The sequence below is a fragment of the Suttonella ornithocola genome (assembly GCF_001889065.1).
Taxonomy (GTDB): domain Bacteria; phylum Pseudomonadota; class Gammaproteobacteria; order Cardiobacteriales; family Cardiobacteriaceae; genus Suttonella_A; species Suttonella_A ornithocola.
The window spans coordinates 1-612 of record NZ_LWHB01000337.1 but is presented as its reverse complement, the minus strand read 5'-3'; the positions used below and the strand labels follow the sequence as shown (position 1 = coordinate 612).

2 protein-coding genes are annotated in these 612 nt (G+C 39.1%); both read right to left on the bottom strand.

Annotated elements, in window-relative coordinates; translation table 11 throughout:
* Positions 1-78: 78 nt before the first annotated feature.
* Entirely contained in the window at positions 79-339 is a 261-nt protein-coding gene (locus A5N85_RS14225; protein ID WP_072577681.1) for a transposase, read from the bottom strand.
* Complete coding sequence (locus A5N85_RS14220; RefSeq protein WP_072577680.1) at positions 339-533, bottom strand: IS630 transposase-related protein; 195 nt, start codon at positions 531-533, stop codon at positions 339-341. Before A5N85_RS14220 ends, A5N85_RS14225 begins: the two co-directional genes overlap by 1 nt.
* Positions 534-612 lie beyond the last annotated feature (79 nt).

The window sequence follows — 612 nt, the reverse complement described above, 5'->3', positions numbered from 1 at the left end:
CCCATACTCTTCAATGATTGCTTTGAATATCACTGCAGTTTATGAAAAGCGGCATTGTCCATGACAATTACACTGTTTTTAGGTAACTCTAGGTAACAGTGCTTCTCTCACCCAATGAGAGAAAATATCGCTGTTAATAGAACCATCATATAAGCGTAAGGCAAACAATTCTCCATTGATAATGGCTCCAATCGCATTGCTCTGGTTCTTTAAATGCCAGTTATCACTTCCATGACAAATTTGTCCTTTTGTGCTGTAGCCATAAGGTCTATGAGCAAAGGCTTTAAAACCACATTCATCAAGATAGACTATCGGTTTTTCTTGAGCGGTCTTATCCACTATTTGTTCTTGAAAGTGCTCTCTTTGCTCTGTGTCGGCTTTTGGATGTTGGTTAATCTTTTTTTATGCGTTATCTTTAGTCGCTTTAGAGCATAACAAATCGCTGATTGCGAGCAATTAAAACGTCTAGCGCTTTCCCATTGGTAATCATCGGGATACTGCTCAATATCCTTAAGCAAGGCTTCATCATCAATCTTTGAGGCTTACGCTCAGTTAAAGCCTTTAGGATGGGGATTTTTAATCCAGCTATAGACGGTGAATTTGCTGATCTTG